Here is a 19,156-nt window from a genome sequence, read left to right as displayed (position 1 = left end):
CTTTAGTGCAATAAATTTTCACCCGACGCACATGATTTTGTTTTTCCTGATAGCACAAGCTCTAATATACTACGGCAGGTATGTTTGAGTGGAAACATCCGCATTTACTTTATCGACATTACTTATCTGCCCACTGTTATATTATTTGCCTCGCACTAATGCGCGCTATCGCAACGACGTTTTTCAAGAATGCCTTATTTCTCTTATGTTCTCAATTAAAAATTTTATACATACACGCCCCCGGTTAAGCCTGACATTCTTTTTAGGTTTGCTAGTCACGTTTCTACTTCCCGCTAATTTTGATTGGATGACCCGCGCACTATTTGGCTGGAACGTCGCCGTATGGGGATATCTGATTTTGATGGGCTGGTTGATGAGCTGCGCGAATCACGACAGTGTCAACAAAATTGCCCAGCAAGAGCATGAAGGTGCGGTCGCTATTTTGGTGATTTTGTCGGTCGCTGCAACTGCCAGTCTGGTTGCCATTATTTTTGAATTGTCGAATATGAAGGGACTATCTGCTGACATCCGTTTTCTCAAATATATACTCACCGCAATGACGGTATTTGGCTCCTGGTGTTTAGTTGCGATGATTTTTACGTTTCATTATGCGCTAGTGTTTTATCGCTCACCCAAAGGACATCCCGCTTTACGTTTTCCCGATGACGAAAAAAATCCTGACTACTGGGACTTTCTATATTTTTCATTCACCATCGCTATGGCAGTACAAACATCGGATGTCAGTGTAATGACACGCCAAATGCGTAAGACGGTATTAGGACAGTCCGTATTAAGTTTTTTATTTAATGTCGCGATTGTCGGTTTCTCAATCAACATCGCAGCCAGTCTGGTCGGTAATTGACTCTATTCCTGACGGCGATGCTGACACTGGTCCTTGAACATTGTCTGCCAGTTGTGCGTTAGTTAGTTAGTTATAAATTACCGACTATGGTAACGCTCGTCACCATGTTGGTTAGTATCATGCCGATCACGATAATTGTCGCGGTCATCATGCTCATGGCGCTCATAGCGGTGATCGTCACGGTAGCCGTCCCAACGACCATCCCGGTGATCGTAGCGGTTGTCATAGTAAGTGTGTTGGTAATGCGCCGTGCGCCATGGCTGACCGTAAGTTTGCTCCACATAAGCGTGTTGCATATAAGGGCGATCAGAGCCCAACACCACAGGTACGCCACCAAGGCGCAGATCAACATTTAAATAGCCAGGTAAGCGCGCACCTGCTTGCCAATTCCCGCCATTCGCCCAAAACCAGTTGCCATTATTGGGTGAGTAATACACGCGTTGGGCTGGGTAATACACATAGTTATAGTTACGAACTACTTCGTGTCTGTATTGTGGTTGATGCCATCCACCGCGATTCCAATCACGATCTTGTGCAGAAGCCGTGCCGCTGATACCTGCGCCAACAACAAGAACACCGAATGCAAGCGATTTTGCCAGCATGTTGAAAGAAGTAATAGTACGCATGATGAACACCTTTTCTTTAATTTAACTACACCTCTACAACGAACTGAGCAACAAGAAAGCTGACAAAGATGTGTATTTTTCTCAAAAAAGATGCAACAAAATGTATCTGACTATAAGCTGTTGGCGGTGATAACCGATACGCTTCACCGTCTTTATAAAATGTGGAAACCGATTTGTAGTCATCAAATCAGCGATCAATTTAGATATCAATGCAGATCGAAAAATTCAGGCGATGCCCTTGTGTTTCATGATACAAAGTGCTTGTATGGGTAGCGCTAAATCTGAGCTGAATTTGGCACTTGAATGTGGCAATAGAGTTTTTCAAATGAAATTATTTTTAGTTTTTTGATTAGCTTCCAACATCACTTATCAACATAATTTGGCAACATAACGTCCCAACATTACGACTCAAAAAATGGCACTCAACTACATCTGGACCGGATTTTTTTTCATCAGCTTTATCGCCGCGCTAGGACAATGGTTGTTGTTGGGTGATGCCGAAATATTTAAGCGCATCATCGACGGCACGTTTGAATCCGCCCGCATCGGCGTGATGGAAATTGCTCTGCCATTGGCAGGCATCATGACGCTCTGGTTGGGTATTATGAACATCGGCGAGAAAGCCGGTGCGATCAACTTTATTGCCAGGATCATCGCACCATTTTTTCAGCGTATTCTCCCAGGTGTGCCCAAAGATCACCCGGCCAACGGGCATATGGTGATGAACTTTTCTGCCAATTTATTAGGGCTAGATAATGCAGCCACCCCCTTCGGCTTAAAAGCCATGGAAAGTCTGCAAAGCCTAAATCCAAATAAGGACGAGGCCAGCGATGCGCAAATCATGTTTTTGGTCCTGCACACTTCCGGCCTGACGCTGATACCACTGGCGATCATGGCGCAACGCGCGGTCTTGGGTGCGCACGACCCTTCGGATATTTTTATCCCCTGCATGATCGCTACTTATGTCGCTACCATCGTTGGTCTAATCGCGGTCGCCATCAGACAAGGTATTAATTTATTGAATCGTGTTGTCTTGGGCTGGCTCGGCGGGATCAGTGCCTTTATTATTTTGTTGGTCTGGTACCCTTAGTCAATGCATGAGCCGGTCCGAGATTGAAGTCTTTTCTAAACTCAGCAGCAATCTTCTGCTGTTCGGTATCATCGTCGGTTTTATGCTGGCAGCGATGCGCAAGCAAGTGAACGTGTATGAAGCCTTTATCGAAGGTGCCAAAGGCGGCATACAAACCTCGATCACCATCATCCCGTATTTAGTCGGCATGCTGGTTGCGATTGGCACCTTGCGCAACGCTGGCGTACTCGGATTTGTTGTCGCCGGATTTAATTGGGTCTTCTCGCACCTTGGTATCAACACCGACTTTACGCCCGCCTTACCAACTGCATTGATGAAGCCGCTCAGCAGTAGTGGATCGCGCGCTCTGATGGTTGATGTGATGAAAACCTATGGTGTCGATTCCTTCGTCGGTCGCCTTGCCTGCGTGTTCCAAGGTTCTGCCGATACTACGTTTTATATTGTCGCTCTCTATTTCGGATCGGTCGGCATACGTAAAACCCGCTATGCGATTTCATTCGGTTTGCTCGCCGACTTTGCTGGCATTGTTGCAGCGATTTTTGTGGCATATCTATTTTTTCACTAGATCAATTTTTAATACAGTGAATAGAATGTTGTATGCATAAATCAATCAGGAGTCATAGAGCGTAAATGTATATACTCCTGGTATGTATTTTAATTTGTCCATAGATTATTTGGACAATAGAGCATATTTATGAAAAATAATGGGGAGTATATGGTTTTATTATCCCCGTAAGCAAAAAAAGGAAGCCAGCATGTCAGAAGAAAACAATACCTCATTAGAGCAAGAATGGGTTGTCCTGCAAAATAATATCGAAGCCTTAGAACGTAGCTGTCTACTAATCAAACTTTGTGCCGTCGCCTTGTTTATTGCCACTGCCGTTTTTAACTTTAGTGTAGCGATGATCGTCGGATTATTATTGTTGATGTGCCTGCAGGAAGCCATCGTCAGGACTTCGCAAGCGCGTCTGAGTAATCGTATTCTGCGGATAGAAGCGATGATGAAGCAGCCGCCTCAAGAGGATTTTTCCGCCTTCCAATTACATACCGAATGGTTGAAAGAACGTAAAGGCGTAGTTGGCTTATTAATGGAATACGCAAGTCAGGCACTACGCCCGACGGTTGCGTTTCCGTATGTGTTGCTGGTGGTATTTAGCTTTGCTTTGAATTGGGGGCAGTCGCCATATTGATGTCATTGCTTTAGCTGCAATCCCAACTCATTAATTTGTTTGAATCTAATCCATTACTGAGAGCCCGTCACTGCGGTACCAACGCCGTTCTAAACACCGGATACAAATTAAACCGTTCGTCCCAGGAAGAATGTCTGCGCGCAAAAAAATTTAATCTGGCGACAGAGTTTTTTGCGAAGCTGGCATCGCTGGCGAGGCGTTGTTCAAATTCTTTTCGTAATGCCGGGTCTGCGGCTAATTGCTCACGGGCGACTTCTTCGGCGACGTAGGCTTCCATATATTCTTTACGTTCGAAGGCATTATTAAACCAGCCCCAGTTGACTAGCGCATCGGGTGCGCTGGGCTCGAACAATTCGATAACTAATCTGGCTTTGGCTTGGGCGATGGGTACAAACAGACTGCCTGGCGCCAGCGTACGTTGTTCGGTTTTCCATGCACCTTTTAGCGTAAGTATCTGGTGGCCTTCAAATGATTCGGCAGTGAAACTGACTTTATCTGCACGCAGGCTTTCTATCCTTGCGCTGTCTAGTCCAGATTTGAGTACCCGGAATTGGATGCCGTGTTGAGTCAGTTTTTGTGCGATGGCATCTGCATACGCGGCGCTGACCAGGTAGCCTGCCTGCGGTGCGGTGACGATGTTTTTGGGCACGATCTCATTACGTAAGGTCACATTCCAGATTTGTGGTTTGGTCTCATCATAGCGTGTCATCAGTGCGCCAGAGATAGTCGATGGTGTTCGCTCGTAAGCATAGCCGCGAAAGGCGATAGGGATGGTTTTATCAGTAGTGGCATAGCTGACGACCACTTGTTTGCCCGCCAAGGTGGCGGCTCTTGCATCGGCGGCGATGGCTAAATTGCGCCATTCAGCACCGTGCAATGCAATCTGATTGAATACAGAAATGATGGTGTTGTGCGTGATGCGGACACGGGTTGGATAGTCTTTCCAGGAATGCGTTTCTACCAGCATTCCATAGCGATTGCGTAATACAAAATAGCCATGTGAAAACCTGGCTGTCGGTACATTATCTGCAAAGCCAGAGAGCGGATCATCCTCTTTTTCAAACGACATATAAAACGGTAATGGCAGAGAACCTTGCTTTGCCAGATCGGTAATCACCGCATCGCGTAGCTGTTTGCCAGATGCCCGTAAGTTGGTGTCGCCAGAATTGACCGGCTCTACTTGTATCGAAATATCATGTTCAAATTGAGCGCCGTCGGTCACATGCAAATCAACCGTGGCAAGTGGATCCCACTCATTGATCAGCTTAAGCATTGCCTGCATTTCGGGGGAATCGGCTTTAACGTAATCCCGGTTTAAATTGAAGTTTTGTGCGGTCGTGCGCCAGCCCATTTCTTCTGGCCCTCGCTGATTTGGCCGGTTCCATCGACCAAAGCGTTCATGACCATCGATATTAAATACAGGAACAAAAATCAGTACCTGCTTATCCAGTGCGCCTTTGGCAGCAGTGTTTTCTAAAGCCTCGCGCAGCGCTAAAAAACCGGCATCTTTTCCATCAATTTCACCCGCATGTATTCCACCCTGTATCAGCACGACAGGAATATTGCGCTGCTGTGCTTCTGTTGCCGTCAATGCCCCTGTGCGTGAGGCGATCAGTGCCAGCATCGGACGACCTTCCGGTGTACGGCCAAACTCAGTGCAGCGCACAGCAGACGGATAGGCTTTCTGGAATTCTGCACAGAGCGCGATGACTTCATCATAACGTCCTGTTTTGACGAAGCCAGAACGTTCAGAGAGTGTAGTCAGATTATTCTTAAGCGGTGCCGCGCTATTGGCTGTATTGCTTGTAACAGATAACGTAGCGACGGACAGCAGGCAAAACAAGAGGCGTGAAGACATCAACATCAGATCACTTTCTGGGAGTTATTTTTTAGGTGCAGAGGATGTGTTAGTACATGTGTTGATGCATTGAAGATTTTTATCGTCGCATGCCCGATAACGCTCTAATTTGCGATTCATAAAATCCTTATTTGCGACTTCTTTATTGCGGATCCTATCGGCTAAGCGATCATGGTTTGAGTCATTTGGATTTCTGCTACCTGATGATGCGGTGATCATTGAGTCAGTATCAAATTTTGTTTGTGTATCTGCGTTGGCGCGGCATTCTTTTTTCTCAGATGCACAAATGGATTTACAGAGATCCGAGTCACCTGCATGCACAGCCGATGCTGCTATGGAAGCGCTGAAGGAGATGAGAGAAATTAGAGCGAAGCGGAGGGAGATTTTTTTCACAGACTTTCCTCTGATTTAGAATATTTGCCGTTGTTACTTATTGCGGATCAGTTGCTAAGCTTGTTCGGTAGGTAGCGTAAATTGGGCGATGTGAATAAGTTTTTAGTAGTAGAGCGCGCCATGCGCACCGCTGTGCAATTTGATCTTGCTATACAAAGCTGTTGGTGCGGATGGCACACCCTACAGATAACCGTTGTTTTTATACCGTAGCAACAGCGATCTTTTTCTGCCACCAACGTGCCTTATCTAATAACTGATCCATCTGCAAATCGCAGAATACTCTGTCGCTCATCAGACACTTGCCATTGACCCAGACGTGGCTGACTTGTTCTCGCCCAGCGGCGTAGACTATTTGCGATATCGGATCGAACAGAGGTTGCGTTTCTATTGCGGACAAATCAATGGCGATCAGGTCAGCTTGTTTGCCTGCGACCAGGCTACCGATTTGCTGATCCATGCCCAATGCTTTGGCACCAGACAATGTTGCCATTTCCAGTGCGATGCTGGCATTGAGTGCGGTTGGGTTGCCGGATTGTGCTTTGGACAGCAGCGCTGCCATACGCAGATCACCTAGCAAATCGAGCTTGTTGTTACTGGCTGCGCCATCGGTACCGATACCAACCTGAATACCCGCTGTTTGCATATCATGCACACGGGCAAAGCCAGAGGCGAGTTTAAGATTGCTGGCAGGATTGTGAGCGACATGTACACCTTGTCTTGCCAGTAGCGCGATTTCGGCATCGTTGGCATGCACCACATGCGCAGCGATCAGGGCAGGGCTTAGGAGTCCTAGCTGATGCAAGCGCTCTAGCGGACGCATGCCGTATTGTTTGAGGCTGGTATCGACCTCGTCCTGAGTTTCATGAATATGGCAATGGATATCGATACCTAGTTTTTCAGACAGCGCAATGATTTTGCTAAAAGTCTCATCGGCTACGGTGTACGGTGCATGCGGCGCAAGGCGGAAGCTGATGCCGGCTTGCCCGACAAATGACTGACGTGCAGCCAGCGCTTTGCTGATGTATTCATCGGCATCATTGGCATATACCGTAGGGAATTCTAAAATACTGCAACCAACAATAGTGCGCATACCGGTGTGTGCACCAGCGCGCGCCACCGCCTCGTGGCAGAAGTACATATCGTTGACCGTCGTTGTGCCACCACGGATCATTTCCGCCATCGCATGCACGCTACCATCAAACACAAACTCATCCGAGACATGCTTCTTCTCTGCTGGCCAGATGTGATGGTTAAGCCAATCCATCAAAGATAAATCGTCCGCCAGACCGCGCAGCAAACTCATCGCAGAGTGGGCGTGCAGATTGATCAAGCCAGGCAGTATGGCGTGCTCTGGCATCTCCAGATGCTTCGCGCTGGCGTATTGCTGGCGCGCCTGATCTGCAGGTAACACCGCAAGAATTTTATCGTCTTGCATCACCAAGGCGTGTTGAGTCAACACGGTGGCGCGTGGCTCAACCGGTATCAGATAGTGCGGATAAAGGCAGGTGATTTTTGTCATGGGATTAGCGTATTAGCTTATGTAATTACCGTTGATTATAGCGGGATGACGAATAACTTATGGAGCTGTAAGTAACATATATTGCGTGTCTGTTGGTAGGTTTATTTACCTTGGTTAACTCACCAAGTAATTTTAAGTATCCCAAATAATAATGCGGCTGTTGGCACGAAATACTTCCAACAGCCGCATTATTATTAGGGTACTGATTTCGGGACGGTCTAAAAAATCTTTGCTTGAGCTGATCGCATCGCTTTATTGCAAATTCGGCCCGGCGCTCCATCTAAATCAAAGGGTTTCTGGAAGTTCCGCTTCAGCTTATTCCAGCTTTAATGCGCCTCTTCCCAATTATTTCCCACGCCAACTTCCGCCAATAACGGCACTCGTAGTTCTGCGACATTCGCCATCAATTCTGGCAATTTGCGTTTCACCAATTCTAGTTCTGCATCTGGTACTTCGAGCACTAATTCATCATGAACTTGCATGATCATTTTGGATTGGAGCTGGTCAGTCTCTAGCCAATCCTGTACGGCGATCATCGCTAACTTGATCAGGTCTGCAGCGGTGCCTTGCATCGGAGCATTGATCGCTGCGCGTTCTGCACCCTGGCGGCGTGGGCCATTGGGGCTGTTGATTTCTGCTAGCCAGAGGCGGCGGCCGAAGACGGTTTCTACATAGCCTTGGGCTTTGGCTTGGGTGCGGGTGTCGGCCATGTATTGGGCGACGCCTGGGTAGCGTTGGAAGTATTTGTCGATATAGCTTTGGGCGGCGTTGCGCTCTATGCCTAAATTACCTGCTAAACCAAACGCGCTCATGCCGTAGATCAGTCCAAAGTTGATAACCTTGGCGTAGCGTCGTTGCTCGCTAGTGACTTCTGGCAGTGTGACACCAAAAATTTCGGACGCGGTGGCGCGGTGTATGTCTTCGCCATCGGCAAAGGCTTTAAGTAAGCTGGCGTCGCCAGAGATATGCGCCATGATGCGTAGCTCAATTTGCGAATAATCGGCAGAGACGATGTGGCTGCCGGTCGGTGCCACGAACGCTTCGCGGATGCGGCGTCCTTCTGCGGTGCGTACGGGAATGTTTTGCAGATTGGGATCGTTCGACGCTAGGCGGCCCGTGACGGCGACTGCTTGTGCGTAGTTGGTGTGGACGCGACCGGTGCTTGCGTTGACCATCTTTGGCAGCTTGTCGGTATAGGTTGATTTGAGTTTGGCGAGACCGCGATATTCGAGCAATACTTTGGGCAGGGGATAATTTTCTGCCAGTTTTTGTAAGACTTCTTCGTCGGTCGACGGCGCACCGGAAGGCGTTTTTTTGACGACGGGCAGACCCAGTTTGACGAAGAAAATTTCACCTAATTGTTTGGGTGAATTTAGGTTGAAGGGTTGCTCTGCCAGCTCGTAGGCTTTTTGTTCCAGCTCTAGTAAGCGGATACCAATTTCATGTGATTGTGTGGCTAATAAATCTTTGTTGATGAGTACACCGTTGCGCTCGATTTTTTGCAATACGATAGAGGTCGGCAATTCGATCTCGTGATAAATACGGGTGAGTTTGGCATCGGGTTCTATCTGTGGCCACATCGCCAGATGGAGTTGCAGCGTGATATCGGCATCTTCTGCCGCGTATTGTGTAGCGCGTTCCAGATCAACTTGATCGAAACAAATTTGCGACGCACCTTTGCCGCAGACTTCTTCAAAGCTGATAGTTTTTCTGCCCAGATGGCGCAAGGCCAGGCTGTCCATGTCATGTGACTTATGTGATTCAAATACGTAAGATTCCAGCAGCGTGTCGTGTTGTATCCCCAGTAAATGAATACCGTGATTAGCGAAGATATGGCTGTCGTATTTGAGGTTTTGGCCGACCTTGAGTTTGCTGGCATCTTCTAACCATGGCTTGAGTTTTGCCAGCACCACCTCGCGACTGAGTTGCGCCGGTGCGCCGGGGTAGCTGTGTGCTAGCGGGATATAAGCGGCTAATCCCGGTTCGCAACATAAAGAGATACCGACCATTTGCGCCGTCATCGGCTCTAGCGACGTAGTTTCGGTATCGACAGAGGTGAGGGCGGCTTGATTGATTTTTGCCAGCCATTGATCCAGCGCGGCTTCGGTCAGAATCATGTCGTACTGAGTTACTGCGGGCGCTGCCGGAATTTCAGCAGGGCTGGTGATTGAGGCTGTAGATGAGGCTGCAGAAGTCGCGTTGCTAGCCTCATCGCCAAACAAGCCCGCTTGTGCGTTGTTTGTATTGGATGCTGTTTTGAGTGGCGTTGCACCGGCAGTTGGATCGCCCGATAATTCACGCAGCCAGCTTTTAAAACCATAGCGTGTGAAGAAGGCGAGCATGGCTTCTTTGCTCTCTTCTTTGGCGACTAGCGATTCGTCGATGGAAATATGCTGTGCCGACAAGTCGCAATCTGTTTTGACGGTGATCAAAACCCGGCCTTGCGGCAACCAGTCTAATGCCTGACGTAGGTTGTCGCCAACGACGCCTTTAATCTTATCGGCATTGGCAATGACGCCATCGAGACTGTCATATTCTGCCAGCCATTTAACGGCAGTCTTTGGTCCGCATTTGGCGACACCTGGTACGTTATCGACGGTATCGCCAATCAAGGTGAGGTAATCGATGATGCGGTTTGGCGGTACGCCAAATTTGGCGATGACACCAGCTTCATCGAGCTTCTCATTACTCATGGTGTTGATCAGTGTGACATTAGCGTTGACCAGTTGCGCCAGATCTTTATCGCCGGTCGAGACGATGGTGTTCATGCCGCGTGATGTCGCTTCTACCGCGAGGGTGCCAATCACGTCGTCTGCTTCAACGCCTTCGACCATTAGTATCGGCCAGCCCATGGCGGTGACGGCTTCATGAATGGGGACAATTTGCAGGCGCAGGTCGTCGGGCATCGGTGCGCGTTGTGCTTTGTATTCTGGATAGAGGTCGTCGCGAAAGGTTTTACCTTTAGCATCAAACACGCAGGCGATGTAGGCGGCCGGATAATCGTAGCGTAATCGGCGTAACATATTGATCATGCCGTAGATCGCGCCTGTTGGCTCGCCTTGCGCATTGCGCAGATCGGGCATGGCATGGAAAGCGCGGTATAGGTAGCTGGACCCATCGACTAATAACAAGGTTTTTTGCATAAGGATAATGGTAATGAGTGACAGCGGAAAAAGGATATTGAAGTTGCGCCAAATGGTCAACGGCGAAAAAGCCACGGCGCTCAAAGCGCGCGAATCTTGGCATATGTTCACGATTATGGCAGAGTTTATTGAGTCTACCGAACGTCTCTCGGGCGTCGGTCCCGCCGTGACGATTTTTGGTTCTGCCAGAACGCCGGTTGAGCATACTGATTATTTGATGTGCGTCGATCTGGCGCGGCGTTTATCGGATGCCGGTTTTGCGGTGATTTCTGGCGGTGGTCCGGGGATTATGGAGGCGGCTAATAAAGGTGCCTTTGAGGGGGCATCGTCATCGGTGGGCTTAAACATTGAGCTACCGCATGAGCAGAAAAATAACCCCTGGCAAAATATCTCGCTGACCTTCCGGCATTTTTTTGCACGCAAAGTCGCCTTTGTAAAATACGCCGATGCTTATGTGGTTTTCCCCGGCGGTTTTGGTACCTTGGATGAATTGACCGAGGTGCTGACATTGATCCAGACCGGCAAGACTCGGCATATTCCGGTGATTTTGGTCGGTAGCAGTTTTTGGCGTGGCTTACTGGATTGGATTAAAACCCAGCTAGTCGGCAATGGCACCATAGACGCAAGCGATTTAAATCTGGTGCAATTGATTGACGAGCCTGCCAATATCGTGGACGCGATTTTTGCGTTTTATGAGGCAAGAGATATTGAACCTTCGGACGAAGAGCGGCAGAAGATGCTGTATTTGTAGGTCTTGGTGTTAGATCGACAACAGCATTAAATATGGTAGATACTGCGTGCGTTGCGGGTTGCATTGCTGGCTAATGTGTTGATTCGATAAAATATATACTCCATATTAGTATATTTAATTGTCCAGAGATTTATTGGTCTATAAGACATATTTATGAAAATAATGGGGGAGTATATTGATTTTGGCTTGTTATTGGCATTGATGGCGATTGCTCATATTGCTATCCTAGTTCTGAAATATGTCAGCGTTGTCGGCTTGAGTTAGGTACCTTGATTATGGTCTCTTGGTATTTTTGTCGTTTAAATCCTTGCCAGATAATCTGGATATAACTGTGAGTAGTTGCAGCCCTTTGCTACAATGGCAGCACGATTCCACAAGCCTGAAGTGACTATCATGAAAAAATTTTCCAAGCCATCTACGCTCGTTTTGTTTTGCTTAAGTGCAGTATTTTTGCCTTTTAGCGCAATGGCACAGACTAAGCCAGTCTCGTCAGCCCCGCCTTCCGCTGCATCAGTAGCATCTACGGCAGTACCTTTAGAGCGTATTGAAGAAGCGCCAGATAGCGGAGTCAAACTGATTAAACCGGGACCAAAGGCCAGCACGCCAAGCAAGATCGTAGAAAAGCGTGCGGTGGGCGGTAAAGTGACAGAGGCTGAAGTGACTGCTGCTGGTAGTAAGTACACCATCAAGGCCAATCCAGAAATTGGCAATGCACCCCGAGGCACAGTACAAGGCGATGCAAACCGTGGCGCGCAGTGGAAGGTAATGGAGTTTGGGGGCAAAAAAGAAGCAAAAGAAGTGGAAGAGATTCCGACTTTGCCTCCAGCACCGAAAGTCTCTTCACCAGCGTCTTCTGCGGCGACAAGCTCATCGATAAATTCAGCCACAAAAAAATAATTCATAACAGCCTCACACTCTTTTCTTGATATGGCAGTATTTACATCGGTAAGTCTGGACGATCTCCGTCCGTGGATGACGCAGTTCCCATTGGGGAACGCGTTATCAATTAAAGGTATCGCCTCGGGTATTGAAAACAGCAATTTTTTTATCAATACCGATGCAGGTGAATTTGTTCTGACGATTTTTGAAAATCTGAGTTTTGAACAACTGCCGTTTTACCTCAAGTTAATGCGCCATCTGGCAGATCGCGGTGTTTTGGTGCCAGCGCCAATTGCAAATGATCAAGGAGAATTGGTCTCTTCCTTGCATGGCAAACCAGCAGCAATTGTCAGCAAATTAGAAGGCAGTTCGCAAATGGCACCCGCCGCATCCCATTGCGCAGAAGTAGGTGCAATGCTGGCGCGTATGCATGTGGCGGCCAAAGATTTTGAAATACGCCAGCCTAATTTGCGCGGTCTTGAATGGTGGAATCAGACTACCCCCGCGGTATTGCCGTTTTTATCTGAGACTAACCAGCATCTGCTGTGCGCAGAGATGCATTATCAGGAGACATTTGCCACTACCGCGATTTATAAAGCATTGCCGGGCGGACCTGTGCATGCAGATTTGTTTCGTAATAATGTGATGTTTGACGGTGAGCGGCTGACAGGTTTTTTTGATTTTTATTTCGCCGGTTGCGACACCTGGTTATTTGATGTGGCTGTGACGGTCAACGACTGGTGTATTGACGTAGCAACTGGTGAGCTGGATTTTCCTAGAGTCCATGCTCTGCTGACTGCCTACCATGCGGTGCGAGCATTTACTGCAGATGAGCAAATTGCTTGGCAGCCGATGCTACGCGCTGCGGCGCTGCGATTTTGGCTATCTCGATCTTATGATTTTTATTTGCCGCGTGACGCTGAAATGCTGACGCCGCATGACCCCGGCCATTTTGAGCGTATTCTTCGCCTGCGTGAAGCCAATAACGCTCCTCCTTTACCGATCCCTGTACCCCTAGCCGCCACGTAACACAAACAATGAATCAGCCTAATGTAGAGTTATCCCCCAATTCCAATCCCGCGCCAATGATGGGGTGGGCTTGGGTTAAAGCTGGATTTCAGCTTTTCCGTAAACAGCCTGTAGAAATGTTGACGCTGTTTTTTGCGTATATGTTTTTGACGATGGCAATTGGCCTGATTCCCTTCGTCGGGCAGTTTTTGCCGATGATACTGGTGCCGGTTTTTTCCATGAGTTTCTTACAAGCTTGTCGCAATATCGAAAACGGACAAAGAGTTCATCCTAATCTTTTACTGCTGGGTTTTCGTTCGCCTGCATTTTCTCGGTTGCTGACGCTGGGTTCTCTTTATCTGCTTGCCGCGATGCTGGCAATCGGCGCATCGACTTTGGTTGACGATGGGGCATTCTGGAATTATCTGACGACCCAAAAACCGATAGACCCAAAAGACACTCAAAGTTTGCCGGATCCCGGTATGTTTTGGGGCATGCTGTGTTCCGCAGTGGTGTATATCCCCGCATTAATGGCATTTTGGTTCGCTGCGCCGCTGATCGTTTGGCAAGAAATGGGCTTGGGCAAGTCCGTTTTTTACAGTTTTTTTGCGGTGCGTGGCGCTGGTAAAGCGTTCGTGATTTATGGATTGTCCTGGTTATTAATCGGGGTGATGTTACCAACCGTATTGAGCTTAATCATCGTCCTTATCGTAGGCAAACCAATTTTAGGCGTGATTATTATGTTGCCGGTATCACTGATGTTGACAGTGGTGATGTACTGCTCATTTTATCCGACGTATATTTCGATTTTTGGCAGGCTGCAAGACAAACCAAGTAACGCCGTCGATCAGGTCACAGACGCTACCGCAAACACTGCACCAAAGGAGCCGGCAGAGCGCGATTCTGCCGACCCTGATCATACTAAGCCCGGCGGAAATTAAAGCCTGGCAATTAAAACATCCAGTTTAAGCCACAAGCTGCGCATGCTCTGAGGCTAAGTCCAAGTCCTCAATGATTTCATAGGTGTGTGTCATCGCAGCAGTTTTCTCTAGCATGATCGAGGCAGAGCAATATTTTTCATGCGAGAGTTTAATCGCGCGCTCCACCAAGTTAGGTTTCAAGTTACGACCGCGAACGATAAAGTGGAAATTGATCTTGGTGAAAACCTTGGGCTCGGTTTCTGCCCGCTCTGCTTGTAATTTGACTTCGCAGCCACGTATATCTTGTTTGCTTTTACGCAATATCAACACCACATCGTAAGCAGAGCAGCCGCCAGTCCCTAGTAACACCATTTCCATCGGGCGCGGTGCCAGATTGCGACCGCCGCCATCGGGCGCGCCATCCATCATGACGGCATGGCCAGAGCCCGTTTCTGCTAAAAACGACATACCCGATAAACCAGTCCAACGTACCGTTGCTTCCATGTGCTACCTCCAAAATATAGGTTTTACGCAAAACTACTCCGGCTGCGTTGTAGCGACTAGTCATACTTGCGTACTGCCTCAGTCACTAAGCTTTGCAGGAACAATTTTGCGTAAGCCCTAAAATAATATAACCAGGGCATCATTGTAACGCAGCGCTAAGTTTGGGATTTCTCCGCAAAAATAGTAAAAAATGCTGCACATAATCATCACCCAAGTCCGATAATCAGAAATAAGTGCTTCTGCTATAAAAAACTTGTAAAAAAATGAGTTTAAAAGGCACTATTTTTAAAAAATTTACATAGATTATCTTGCACTGCACAATTTATTGTTCTATTATTGACTCATCGGTTATTTAAGTATTGCTTTTAAGTAACCACGCAATTGTCTCCTCTGCCTCCTTAGGTGGATTCAACCCGAAGCCAAGTCTTCGGGTTTTTTTTGTTCATTTTTTGTGCTTGGTTAATCAAGATATGGCCGATCTATTTGCTCATTTTTTAAACAGTGCTTGCACTAAGTCCTTGAAAATACTATAATTTCCGACTCTCTGTTAGCCCAAGAGAGAAGTTACAAGGGAGAGTCTGTCAATTAATTGTAGGCAGAACCACCAAAGTACCAAGAACACAGGGCGTTTTTAACTCTTACTAGGATTCATCATGAAAACCTTTTCCGCAAAAGCACACGAAGTGCAGCGCGACTGGTTCGTGATTGACGCGACGGACAAAATACTCGGACGTGTTGCCAGCGAAGTGGCACTCCGTTTGCGCGGCAAACACAAACCTGAATTTACTCCCCACGTTGACACGGGCGATTTCATCGTCGTAATTAATGCAGGTAAGCTGCGTGTTACAGGTACTAAAGCTCTGAATAAGACTTACTACCGTCACACTGGCTACCCAGGCGGTATCTACGAAACTAATTTCCAGAAAATGCAAGCGCGTTTTCCAGGCCGTGCACTCGAGAAGGCAGTTAAAGGCATGTTGCCTAAAGGCCCACTCGGTTACGCGATGATCAAGAAGCTGAAAGTGTACGCTGAGGCAACTCATCCGCACACTGCGCAGCAACCTCAAGTACTCGACATCTAAGGATTAGCCATGATCGGTAATTACAACTACGGTACTGGCCGTCGCAAGAGCGCAGTTGCTCGCGTCTTCCTGAAAACCGGCAGCGGCAAGATCGTTGTGAACGGTAAGCCAGCGAACGAATACTTCTCTCGTGAAACAGGTCTGATGGTTATTCGTCAGCCTTTGGAATTGACTAACCATCTCGAAACTTTCGATATCATGGTCAACGTTCACGGCGGCGGCGAGTCCGGCCAAGCTGGTGCGGTTCGTCACGGTATTACTCGTGCATTGATCGACTACGAAGCAACATTGAAGCCAGAGCTGTCAAAAGCTGGTTTCGTTACTCGTGATGCTCGTGAAGTTGAACGTAAAAAAGTCGGCTTGCGTAAAGCACGTCGCGCTAAGCAGTTCTCCAAGCGTTAATCTCGCGGACTCTGTTTCAAAAAGCCGTCAGGTTATCTACCTGGCGGCTTTTTTCATTTGGAACTGTATTAAGAGTCTAATTTATGTCAGAGTCTTATTTACAATTTTTTGTCGGTTCTACTGCTAAAATACGAACAAAATTTCTGTCGAGGAATATACGATGATCAAAATAGGTATAGTTGGTGGCACTGGTTACACGGGCGTGGAGCTGTTACGCTTGTTAGCTACTCACCCGCAGGCGCAAATCGTTGCAATCACTTCACGTAAGGAAGATGGATTGCCAGTGGCGGACATGTATCCGTCTCTGCGTGGACATCTTGATATCGCATTTTCTTCCCCTGATAAAGCAAAATTAACTGAATGCGATGTGGTATTTTTCGCGACGCCACACGGTGTCGCCATGGCGCAAGCGCCTGAGTTGCTGGCTGCGGGTGTCAAAGTAATCGATCTGGCAGCGGATTTTCGTTTAAAAGATGTTAATCAGTTTGAAAAATGGTACGGCATTCCCCATAGTTGCACAGACGTGTTGGCTGAGGCTGTGTATGGTTTGCCTGAACTGAATCGTGCCGCGATCAAAACAGCACGTGTTATTGGTAATCCCGGCTGCTATCCGACAACCATGCAGCTCGGCTTTTATCCGTTGCTAAAGGCTGGTGTAATTGATGCAGGCAATCTGATTGCCGATTGCAAGTCCGGTGTCTCTGGAGCGGGTCGCAAGGCAGAAATCAGTTTGTTGTTTACTGAAGCGGGCGATAATTTCAAAGCGTATAGCGTGTCGGGTCATCGTCATCATCCAGAGACCGTCGAGCAACTACAATATGTGACAGACGACAAAATTGGATTGCTATTTACGCCTCATCTGGTGCCAATGATACGTGGCATGCATTCGACTTTATATGGTCGCCTGACGCAAGAAATAAGCAATGAAGACTTACAGGCGTTATTTGTTGATGCCTATAAAGATGAACCTTTTGTGGATGTGATGCCATTTGCTAGCCATCCAGAGACCCGGTCTACCCGTGCATCAAATATGCTACGTTTGGCTTTGCATAGACCAAATAACGGGAACACAGTGATCGTTTTGGTGGTGCAAGATAATCTGGTCAAGGGCTCAGCTGGTCAAGCTGTGCAATGTATGAATATTATGTTTGATCTGGATGAACGCACGGGCTTACAGCACGTCGCTGTTCTGCCTTAAGGCATGGCTAAGTCACGTTCTTCGTTACGACGTCTTAGCGCGTCGAAAATGACGATACGCCAAGACCAGCCTTGGACGATCAAAGCGGCGCTGATCGTTTTGATTCTTGGTTTAGGCGGTGCCGTTGCGCTGTGGACTTACGATTTAGGTCGCAGTTTTGCGTTTGGGCCGAAAATTAAACCAGAGCAGGTTGAGCAACTACATGTGCAGATAGAACAGATTACTGCCGAACGCGACAAACTGGCTGCACAAGTAAACACGGTAGATAGTCAGCAAAATATTGAGAAATCTACGCAAAAGCAACTAACCGATCAGGTCAAAAATCTGACGGCAGAAAATCTGAAACTAAAAGATGATTTAGCTTTCTTTGAAAGCCTAATGCCATCCGCTACTGGCGCAGAAGGCATTACTGTGCAGCGAGTTAAAGCAGAAATGGTTGCGCCAAATCAAATGCGTTATCGTATTTTGATTATGCAAGGCGGTAAAGGTGGGCGCGATTTTGTTGGTGACGTGCAGTTATCGCTATCCTTAGTACAGGCTGGCAAACCTGTTATGATGCAATTCCCCGATCCTAAAATGGGCGATGCTGGCAAACTAAAGTTATCGTTTAGATACTACCAGCGTTTAGAGGGTGTAGTTACTTTGCCAGAAGGCGCAACGGTAAAATCGCTACAAGCCAAAGTGATGGACAAAGGTCAAATACGCGCTCAGCAGTCGATTAATTTGTAAGGAGTTTATTCATGTTTAATCGCAAAAATAAAAATACGATTGATAGCCTGATTGGCGTTTCCACCAGCATCCAAGGCGATTTGCATTTCAAAGGCGGCCTGCGGATTGATGGTCATGTGACCGGTAACGTCATCGCTAATCCTGAAGAATCCAGCATGCTGGTCATTTCTGAGCAAGCTAAAATTGATGGCGAAGTCCGCGCCGGTCATGTCGTTGTGAATGGCGAAATCAACGGGCCTGTTTTTTCTTCAGAATTGATTGAGTTGCAACCTAAAGCCAGAATTTCAGGCGATGTGCACTATAAGGCGCTAGAAATGATGAACGGCGCTTTAGTTACTGGTAAATTGACACATGAACAAGCTAGCGAGCCCGTATTGAAATTAGCTTCCTCGCACAGCTAAGCTTTATTACTCGCTAAGCTTAAGTACAAGCAACCGCGTCACTGAAACACCCAACACCATATAGGTCTATAATAAAGACCTGTCAGAACAGTAGGAGCACGAAATGAATGCAGTAGCCGAAATGCCAGCACCAATTATTTTTAGTGAGAGTGCCGCCGCTAAAGTAGCACAATTGATTGAAGAAGAAGGTAATCCTGATCTGAAACTACGCGTCTTTGTCCAAGGTGGCGGATGCTCGGGTTTTCAGTACGGTTTTACTTTTGATGAAATCATCAATGAAGACGACACCGCAATGACTAAAAATGGCGTGCAGTTGTTGATCGACTCAATGAGCTACCAGTATCTGGTTGGTGCAGAGATTGATTACAAAGATGACTTAGAAGGCGCGCAATTTGTGATTAAAAACCCAAATGCGACAACAACCTGTGGTTGTGGATCTTCTTTCTCCGCATAATATTTGCGAGAGTTGGGATAAAAAAGGATGCTGCGGCGTCCTTTTTTTACGCCTGAAAATTATTCAGCGCAGCGCTTTGCAACAATTCATCACAACAAAGACGAGTTTGATTACACTAAATGAAAAACAGAATCACCAAAAGGTCAT

Annotated in this window: 18 protein-coding genes and 1 pseudogene; 13 read left to right on the top strand and 6 right to left on the bottom strand. The window is 47.4% G+C overall.

Translation table 11 applies throughout. The features are described from left to right. Positions 1–205: 205 nt before the first annotated feature. On the top strand, positions 206–862 hold the full coding sequence (locus tag RGU72_RS11585; protein ID WP_322119877.1) for a DUF1345 domain-containing protein: 657 nt from the start codon (positions 206–208) through the stop codon (positions 860–862). A 77-nt stretch (positions 863–939) separates the two neighbouring features. Here RGU72_RS11585 and RGU72_RS11580 read toward each other — a convergent pair whose 3' ends face one another. Continuing rightward, positions 940–1,488 carry a hypothetical protein gene (locus RGU72_RS11580; protein ID WP_322119876.1) on the bottom strand — a complete coding sequence of 183 codons (549 nt, stop codon included), beginning with the start codon at positions 1,486–1,488 and terminating at the stop codon, positions 940–942. 415 nt (positions 1,489–1,903) lie between these two features. Between RGU72_RS11580 and RGU72_RS21430 the strand changes: the two are divergent. Further along, positions 1,904–3,143, top strand: a pseudogene (locus RGU72_RS21430) (nucleoside recognition domain-containing protein). A 190-nt stretch (positions 3,144–3,333) separates the two neighbouring features. Continuing rightward, on the top strand, positions 3,334–3,768 hold the full coding sequence (locus tag RGU72_RS11565) for a hypothetical protein (RefSeq protein WP_322119873.1): 435 nt from the start codon (positions 3,334–3,336) through the stop codon (positions 3,766–3,768). Between the two features lie 67 nt (positions 3,769–3,835). On the opposite strand, the gene RGU72_RS11560 is transcribed toward RGU72_RS11565, so the two are convergent. From RGU72_RS11560 to polA, 4 genes are all read right to left on the bottom strand, one after another. Then, on the bottom strand, positions 3,836–5,632 hold the full coding sequence (locus tag RGU72_RS11560; RefSeq protein ID WP_322119872.1) for a M14 family metallopeptidase: 1,797 nt from the start codon (positions 5,630–5,632) through the stop codon (positions 3,836–3,838). A gap of 18 nt (positions 5,633–5,650) precedes the next feature. After that, positions 5,651–6,019, bottom strand: a complete 369-nt coding sequence (locus RGU72_RS11555; RefSeq protein ID WP_322119871.1) for a hypothetical protein — start codon at positions 6,017–6,019, stop codon at positions 5,651–5,653. A 199-nt stretch (positions 6,020–6,218) separates the two neighbouring features. Then, a complete protein-coding gene (locus tag RGU72_RS11550; RefSeq protein WP_322119870.1) occupies positions 6,219–7,538 on the bottom strand; it encodes a TRZ/ATZ family hydrolase in 1,320 nt (439 codons plus the stop codon). Positions 7,539–7,864: 326 nt separating this feature from the next. Next, entirely contained in the window at positions 7,865–10,681 is a 2,817-nt protein-coding gene (polA, locus tag RGU72_RS11545; protein ID WP_322119869.1) for a DNA polymerase I, read from the bottom strand. 13 nt (positions 10,682–10,694) lie between these two features. Here polA and RGU72_RS11540 point away from each other — a divergent pair, with 13 nt between their 5' ends. From RGU72_RS11540 to RGU72_RS11525, 4 genes are all read left to right on the top strand, one after another. Next, positions 10,695–11,432 carry a TIGR00730 family Rossman fold protein gene (locus RGU72_RS11540; RefSeq protein ID WP_322119868.1) on the top strand — a complete coding sequence of 246 codons (738 nt, stop codon included), beginning with the start codon at positions 10,695–10,697 and terminating at the stop codon, positions 11,430–11,432. Between the two features lie 393 nt (positions 11,433–11,825). After that, positions 11,826–12,329: a hypothetical protein gene (locus tag RGU72_RS11535; protein WP_322119867.1), complete on the top strand. Its 504-nt coding sequence runs from the start codon at positions 11,826–11,828 to the stop codon at positions 12,327–12,329. A gap of 30 nt (positions 12,330–12,359) precedes the next feature. Next, a complete protein-coding gene (locus RGU72_RS11530; protein WP_322119866.1) occupies positions 12,360–13,340 on the top strand; it encodes a homoserine kinase in 981 nt (326 codons plus the stop codon). Positions 13,341–13,348: 8 nt separating this feature from the next. Continuing rightward, positions 13,349–14,260: a BPSS1780 family membrane protein gene (locus RGU72_RS11525; protein ID WP_322119865.1), complete on the top strand. Its 912-nt coding sequence runs from the start codon at positions 13,349–13,351 to the stop codon at positions 14,258–14,260. Positions 14,261–14,284: 24 nt separating this feature from the next. Here RGU72_RS11525 and RGU72_RS11520 read toward each other — a convergent pair whose 3' ends face one another. Beyond that, positions 14,285–14,743, bottom strand: coding sequence for an OsmC family protein (locus RGU72_RS11520; RefSeq protein ID WP_322119864.1), 459 nt, complete (start codon positions 14,741–14,743; stop codon positions 14,285–14,287). Positions 14,744–15,396: 653 nt separating this feature from the next. Between RGU72_RS11520 and rplM the strand changes: the two genes are divergently transcribed. The 6 genes from rplM (at position 15,397) to erpA (ending at position 19,009) form a co-directional block, all read left to right on the top strand. Then, positions 15,397–15,825 (top strand): 50S ribosomal protein L13, encoded by a 429-nt coding sequence (gene rplM / locus RGU72_RS11515; RefSeq protein ID WP_322119863.1) that lies wholly within the window; start codon positions 15,397–15,399, stop codon positions 15,823–15,825. Positions 15,826–15,834: 9 nt separating this feature from the next. Continuing rightward, the gene (gene rpsI, locus RGU72_RS11510; RefSeq protein ID WP_322119862.1) at positions 15,835–16,227 is read left to right on the top strand and encodes a 30S ribosomal protein S9; all 393 of its coding nucleotides are present in this window, start codon (positions 15,835–15,837) and stop codon (positions 16,225–16,227) included. 160 nt (positions 16,228–16,387) lie between these two features. After that, complete coding sequence (argC, locus tag RGU72_RS11505; RefSeq protein WP_322119861.1) at positions 16,388–17,425, top strand: N-acetyl-gamma-glutamyl-phosphate reductase; 1,038 nt, start codon at positions 16,388–16,390, stop codon at positions 17,423–17,425. Positions 17,426–17,473: 48 nt separating this feature from the next. Then, entirely contained in the window at positions 17,474–18,154 is a 681-nt protein-coding gene (locus RGU72_RS11500; protein ID WP_322119860.1) for a DUF6776 family protein, read from the top strand. Positions 18,155–18,165: 11 nt separating this feature from the next. After that, a complete protein-coding gene (locus tag RGU72_RS11495) occupies positions 18,166–18,555 on the top strand; it encodes a polymer-forming cytoskeletal protein (RefSeq protein WP_322119859.1) in 390 nt (129 codons plus the stop codon). Between the two features lie 103 nt (positions 18,556–18,658). Further along, a complete protein-coding gene (gene erpA / locus RGU72_RS11490) occupies positions 18,659–19,009 on the top strand; it encodes an iron-sulfur cluster insertion protein ErpA (protein WP_322119858.1) in 351 nt (116 codons plus the stop codon). Positions 19,010–19,156 lie beyond the last annotated feature (147 nt).

The sequence above is a fragment of the Undibacterium sp. 5I1 genome (genome assembly GCF_034314085.1).
Classification (GTDB): domain Bacteria; phylum Pseudomonadota; class Gammaproteobacteria; order Burkholderiales; family Burkholderiaceae_D; genus Undibacterium.
This window is presented reverse-complemented; position numbering and strand designations above follow the sequence as displayed.